Source organism: Holospora curviuscula (genome assembly GCF_002930195.1).
GTDB classification, from domain to species: domain Bacteria; phylum Pseudomonadota; class Alphaproteobacteria; order Holosporales; family Holosporaceae; genus Holospora; species Holospora curviuscula.
Genome location: NZ_PHHC01000016.1, coordinates 1 through 1,478 on the forward strand (window position 1 = coordinate 1; position 1,478 = coordinate 1,478).

Genomic DNA, 1,478 nt, shown 5'->3' on the forward strand with positions numbered 1-1,478 from the left:
TCTACACTCTTTAGAGAAAGCCCTCCAAACCAGCTATTTCGTGATATAAACTATGCCGCTCCATACCCGCCTAGCATCCTTAGGCTGCGGCCTTACTTGCTTTTTCTTGCGCTTGTTAATCTCTTCTTCTATAACTTGCTACGCTTCATTTTTTAGATCACTTGTATCACTTTTTGACCTCTCTCGCCTCTCTGTGATGTCAATCCTATCCTTTATTCCTATTCTTTCAATTCCCCTATTCAAGATAAATAACTATAGAAAACGTTCAAATTTGGAATAAGATGACCGTAATGAATCTGGTGTTTTGGATAAGTTTGGTTAAGTTAAATTACAACAAATGCGAGCAGCTAAGGTGCTTAAGAATTTCTATAGGTTGCAGCGTGATTTATTGAATGAGATTATCGCTGACTTTAACTACAACATTTATTCCAAGCATGCGTCACATGAACGCACAATTTCCTGGGGCGATCAATGCTCAACGCTTAGCTTATATTCTCATTTTCTTGCGCTCGAAAATAGGCTCTGGTAAACTGAGTCCTATATCTACAAAGAACGGTGCTTTTATCAAGAAATCTGCTACGTTTCACTTTGAAGCCGAGTTAGAATACAATCAGGTAGCTGGCGTTGATGAAGCTGGCTACGGTGCTTGGGCGGGTCCAGTGGCAGTATGTGCGGTCATGTTAAATGTAGAATCTTTTCCAGAAGAGTTGAAGAAAGTAGTGTATGATTCAAAATATCTTAACGCAAAGACACGCACTTATATTCACGATACATTTATCGCCAATCCAAGATACGGAACTTTTTCCATTGAAATGGTGTGGCCTGAAGAAATTCATTATCACAACGTGCTTCGAGCAACCCTTTACGGCATGGAGCGTGCTTTAATGAACCTGAAGCCTAGACCTTATCATGTACTGATTGATGGACCAAGATCTATTCCCTTTTTAACTAAAGAGATTACGCAGCACCCTCTTATTAAAGGAGATCAAAAAAGTTATTCCATAGCTATGGCAAGCATTATTGCAAAAGTAAAAAGAGACACGTTGATGGATACATTGCATACCCACCATCAATACTATGGCTGGAATACCAACAAAGGATATGGGACACTTAAACACACAGAAGCGTTAAAAGTTTTTGGTTCTTGCCTGCATCATCGTAAAGGATACAAAATTAAGGCATTAAAAAATATTTAAGTAACGGGTTGAAGAAGTAAGATTTAAAAAAAATATTTAAGCAGTCGTAACACATTCTTCATAAAATCTTAAAACAAGCTTTTTCATACAAAAAGACTTACTAGAATTTCTTTCTTTGCAGGCTAAATCATGTGTTTTTAATTTTAATCATGTATAGCCAAATAACGATAGAATAGCTATAATAAAAGAGAAAATATTTAAAAATATCGTATTCATTGGATTTTCTTCGTAAAGGGTTAGGCACTAAGAAGAAAGAAGGGATGAGCTATGAAAAATCGGCTA

1 protein-coding gene is annotated in these 1,478 nt (G+C 36.7%); it reads left to right on the forward strand.

Annotated features, from left to right (window positions below):
• Positions 1-443 precede the first annotated feature (443 nt).
• Positions 444-1,196: a ribonuclease HII gene (locus tag HCUR_RS00535; protein ID WP_207760832.1), complete on the forward strand. Its 753-nt coding sequence runs from the start codon at positions 444-446 to the stop codon at positions 1,194-1,196.
• Positions 1,197-1,478 lie beyond the last annotated feature (282 nt).

Coding starts and splice junctions, on each gene's coding strand:
- HCUR_RS00535 (WP_207760832.1), top strand. CDS start 444: ATGAACGCACAATTTCCTGGGGCGATCAATGCTCAACGCTTAGCTTAT.